We start from the raw sequence: 3,877 nt of genomic DNA, 5'->3' as shown, positions 1-3,877 counted from the left end.
TGCTCAAGTTGCTCAAGTTGCTCAAGTTGCTCAAGTTGCTCAAGTTGCTCAAGTTGCTCAAGTTGCTCAAGTTGCTCAAGTTGCTCCTTTAGTTATGAATAATTAGAGGCTTTTAGAATTTTAAATTCTCGTTTGGTTGAAAAATAACCACTTGAAAATGTTGGTATAACTTGCTGGTATCAACCCATTAAATTATATATAAGTATATGTTTAATTTATTATTTTGTACGCCAGTTCAAATCCCGCCACCACCACGTATAATAATTAATATATCTGTTTTAATATCATTAATAGTTTGAGAAAGTGATTTGACATCACTTAAATTTACGGTTTTTGTGTCTAAAATGATATAGTTTTTTTGATAATCAAGAGCGTCTAAGAAATCTTTATTAACGAGGGCTTGGCTAGCGTTTGAATAAAGCAAAGTAACTTTAGGTGTTTCATGTTCAGGGAAAATAACACGATTTGGTTTTAAGTTTTGAAGCATTAAAGCAGTGTGGTCAATGTAGTGTTTTTCGGGATCTTCAAGTTGCTTAATTTTTAAAATATTAGCTTCTATTTCTAAACAATCATTTTTTTTGCTGATAATAGGTTTGTATTGACATATTACCTCCACGATCATTCCATCTTGAATGCATTTTGGAATAATGCTGATACTAGCATGTGCTTTAATATAGTTTGCACCATCTTTAAGTTGCAAATTATACAGCATTTGACTGTGACTGTATTGAGCAGCCCTTTGTCGAGCACTATCTAAATTCTCAATTTGAGCTACTAATATGACAGATTCTAAAACTTGACTATTCATAAATGTTTCTAAGAGTTCTAATTTAGAAACGCTTGAATCTTTAAACTGTTGAAAATTAAATTTTTGATGCATTGTTAGATTTAGTCTTTATGTAGATATATATAGATGATTAACTCACAATCAAAATTACAGATTCATGATTATGAGTTGATAACTTACTCATATTAGAATATGAGCTACAGCATTTAAGGAACTAAAACCTTAAGCTCACGTAAAATACGGCACAGTTGAATCATGGGCATTCCCATGAGTGTGGTTTGGTCTTGCCCCATCATGTGCTCAAATAAACTGATGCCAAGTCCTTCACATTTAAAGCTTCCCGCACAATATAAAGGCTGTTCAAGTGCCACATAACGCTCAATTTCAGCACGGGATAAATCACGAAATTTCACTTGATAATGTTCAACTACAGTCCGTTCAAAGCCGCTCGATTGCTGTTGTACACTTAAGGCAGTACTAAAATACACTATTTTATTTGAATTGGTTTGTAGCTGACGAATGGCGTTTTCAGTTGTTAAAGGCTTGCCAATAAAAATATCAGGTGCATGTTCACGCCATGCCACTTGATCAGAACCAATCACAATGGCATCGGGGTGTAATTGGCTTATGGCCTGTGCTTTTTCAAAGGCCAAACGCCGTGCTAAATCATCGGCATGTGTTTCACCTTGGGGTTGCTCGTTAATGTCGGGTGCAATGGCTTGATAATCAAGTAATAAGCGATTCATCAAATCTTTACGGGTTTGGCTAGATGACGCTAAAATTATGGGATGATGCATTAAATGGCATACTCCTTAAGGATATGCAAAGGCACATAAGACAACACAGCTTGATGACAAGCCTGTAATTTTACTAAAGGTGCAGCACCGGCCTGATAGGCTTCAACCCAACGTGTCACGCAAATGCACCAAAAATCTCCCGGTTTTAAACCCACAAAACCCATTTCAGGCACAGGTGTGCTCAGATCGTTGCCCATTTTTTTAGAAAAATTTAAAAACGCGGCACTCATTTGCGCACACATGGTATGTTGACCTAAGTCGGTGGTGGCTGTATGGCAAAAACCATTTCGAAAATATCCAGTAATAGGGTCAAAGCAGCAACTGGCTAGCGGCTCACCAAAGACATTAAAACGATTAAGTTCAGGATTGGGATGAATCGACATACACACTCAAGGCTTATCAAGGGCTTAAAGCTTATCATAGCAAATCTTTGCATTTCGGTAGCTTTTGTACAAAAGAAGCTAACCTTTTTTTGAATAATCATTTAAAATCATCGCGTTTTTATATTTATAAAGTGAGCTATACATGAACTTTCAGCGTATGACTGACCTCGATTTAGCAGGTAAGCGTGTTTTAATTCGTGAAGATTTAAACGTACCTGTGAAAAGTGGCGTAATTACCAGTGATGCACGTTTACGTGCTGCATTACCTACCATTCAGGCAGCTGTTGCAAAAGGCGCTGCAGTGATGGTGTGCTCACACTTAGGTCGCCCTGTTGAAGGTGAAGCAAAACCTGAACAGTCATTGCAACCTGTGGCCGCTTATTTAACGCAAGCTTTAGGTCAAGAAGTAAAATTACTCACTGACTATTTAGAGGGTGTTGAGGTTGCAGCCGGTCAAGTGGTCTTACTTGAAAACGTGCGTTTTAACCATGGTGAAAAGAAAAACAACCCAGAACTTGCACAAAAATATGCAGCGCTATGCGATGTATTTGTAATGGACGCTTTTGGTACAGCACACCGCGCTGAAGCTTCAACAGAAGGCGTAGCACGTTTTGCTCAAGTGGCCGCAGCTGGTCCTTTACTTGCAGCAGAGCTTGATGCTTTAGGTCGTGCGCTACAAACTCCTGAAAAGCCAATGGTTGCCATTGTTGCTGGTTCTAAAGTATCAACTAAACTTGATGTACTCACGTCATTGTCTGATATTTGCGATCAATTGATTGTAGGTGGTGGTATTGCCAATACATTCTTGGCGGCTGCCGGTTATAACGTAGGTAAATCCCTGTGTGAACACGATTTAATTGATACAGCAAAAGCGATTGCTGCCAAAGTGTCTGTACCATTACCAACAGATGTTGTGGTGGCCGATGCATCACAAATCAGCTTTGATGACTTCTTAGGTTCACTCGCTGCTGCAAAAGCGGTAGTGAAAAAAGTAGCCGATGTATCTGACAACGATATGATTTTAGATGTTGGTCCAGAAACGGCACAAGCCTTTGCTGAAATTTTAAAAACATCTAAGACCATTCTTTGGAACGGTCCTGTAGGTGTGTTTGAAGTTGATCAATTTGGCGAAGGAACAAAAACACTTTCTTTAGCGATTGCAGAATCGGCAGGTTTTTCAATTGCAGGCGGTGGTGACACTTTAGCTGCAATTGATAAATACCAAGTTGCAGATCAAATTGGTTATATCTCAACAGGTGGTGGTGCATTCTTAGAATTTGTAGAAGGCAAAACATTACCTGCAGTGGCAGCATTACTTGAACGCGCTTAAGCTAAAAATCGCGCCAAGATCAAAAAGGTTGACTTAAGTCAGCCTTTTTTTATGTTGCTTCATCAAAGTGTCATATTGAGCTTTTAGAATCTGCTCAACTTAAAGCATCTTTGTTGCTAGGAAAAATAGATGAAATTGAAAATCACGCTTGCAGCACTTATCCTTGGTCCATTACTGTTAACCGGTTGTGGTAAAAAAGAAGCACCTGCTGAGACCACTACAGCAGAAGTTGCAACCACTGAAGCGGCAAACATTACGCCTGAACAACAAGCCGCGATTGATGCAATTGATCAACCGATTATGGATGAAAACAATACAGATGTAGCCGCAGAAGTTGCAAATGCTGCACCAAGCACAGCAGAAGCTTCAGCTGCAAGCGCACCATAAGTTTGATGTTGTTATAAAAGTCCCCGTTATGACGGGGATTTTTTATGAAATAGTGTTTTTTATTGCTGAATTACATGGTTTGAACATGTAGAATATGCTGCATTACCTGGGAGGACATTATGGCTCTTATTTCATTGCGCCAGCTCTTGGATCACGCCGGCGAACATGCTTACGGCGTACCAGCATTTAACGT

Annotated in this window: 6 protein-coding genes; 3 read left to right on the top strand and 3 right to left on the bottom strand. The window is 39.1% G+C overall.

The genetic code is table 11. The features are described from left to right. Positions 1-235: 235 nt before the first annotated feature. The 3 genes from Q0017_RS13455 to Q0017_RS13445 form a co-directional block, all read right to left on the bottom strand. On the bottom strand, positions 236-808 hold the full coding sequence (locus tag Q0017_RS13455; RefSeq protein ID WP_298147857.1) for a hypothetical protein: 573 nt from the start codon (positions 806-808) through the stop codon (positions 236-238). A 185-nt stretch (positions 809-993) separates the two neighbouring features. Beyond that, positions 994-1,584, bottom strand: a complete 591-nt coding sequence (locus Q0017_RS13450; RefSeq protein WP_298147854.1) for a nucleoside triphosphate pyrophosphatase — start codon at positions 1,582-1,584, stop codon at positions 994-996. Continuing rightward, positions 1,584-1,967 (bottom strand): DUF2237 domain-containing protein, encoded by a 384-nt coding sequence (locus Q0017_RS13445; protein ID WP_298147851.1) that lies wholly within the window; start codon positions 1,965-1,967, stop codon positions 1,584-1,586. Before Q0017_RS13445 ends, Q0017_RS13450 begins: the two co-directional genes overlap by 1 nt. 142 nt (positions 1,968-2,109) lie before the next feature. Here Q0017_RS13445 and Q0017_RS13440 point away from each other — a divergent pair, with 142 nt between their 5' ends. From Q0017_RS13440 to Q0017_RS13430, 3 genes are all read left to right on the top strand, one after another. Continuing rightward, entirely contained in the window at positions 2,110-3,297 is a 1,188-nt protein-coding gene (locus Q0017_RS13440) for a phosphoglycerate kinase (protein WP_298147848.1), read from the top strand. Positions 3,298-3,426: 129 nt separating this feature from the next. Next, positions 3,427-3,684 carry a hypothetical protein gene (locus Q0017_RS13435; RefSeq protein WP_298147845.1) on the top strand — a complete coding sequence of 86 codons (258 nt, stop codon included), beginning with the start codon at positions 3,427-3,429 and terminating at the stop codon, positions 3,682-3,684. Positions 3,685-3,803: 119 nt separating this feature from the next. Next, positions 3,804-3,877: hypothetical protein (locus Q0017_RS13430; RefSeq protein WP_298147860.1), on the top strand; the 74-nt coding region annotated here is incomplete at its 3' end.

Source organism: uncultured Acinetobacter sp., from assembly GCF_947624825.1.
Taxonomy (GTDB): Bacteria; Pseudomonadota; Gammaproteobacteria; order Pseudomonadales; family Moraxellaceae; genus Acinetobacter.
This window is presented reverse-complemented; position numbering and strand designations above follow the sequence as displayed.

Excerpts from the sequence above, each read along its gene's own strand:
- Q0017_RS13455 (WP_298147857.1), bottom strand. The coding sequence starts at position 808 with ATGAATAGTCAAGTTTTAGAATCTGTCATATTAGTAGCTCAAATTGAG.
- Q0017_RS13450 (WP_298147854.1), bottom strand. The coding sequence starts at position 1,584 with ATGCATCATCCCATAATTTTAGCGTCATCTAGCCAAACCCGTAAAGAT.
- Q0017_RS13445 (WP_298147851.1), bottom strand. The coding sequence starts at position 1,967 with ATGTCGATTCATCCCAATCCTGAACTTAATCGTTTTAATGTCTTTGGT.
- Q0017_RS13440 (WP_298147848.1), top strand. The coding sequence starts at position 2,110 with ATGAACTTTCAGCGTATGACTGACCTCGATTTAGCAGGTAAGCGTGTT.
- Q0017_RS13435 (WP_298147845.1), top strand. The coding sequence starts at position 3,427 with ATGAAATTGAAAATCACGCTTGCAGCACTTATCCTTGGTCCATTACTG.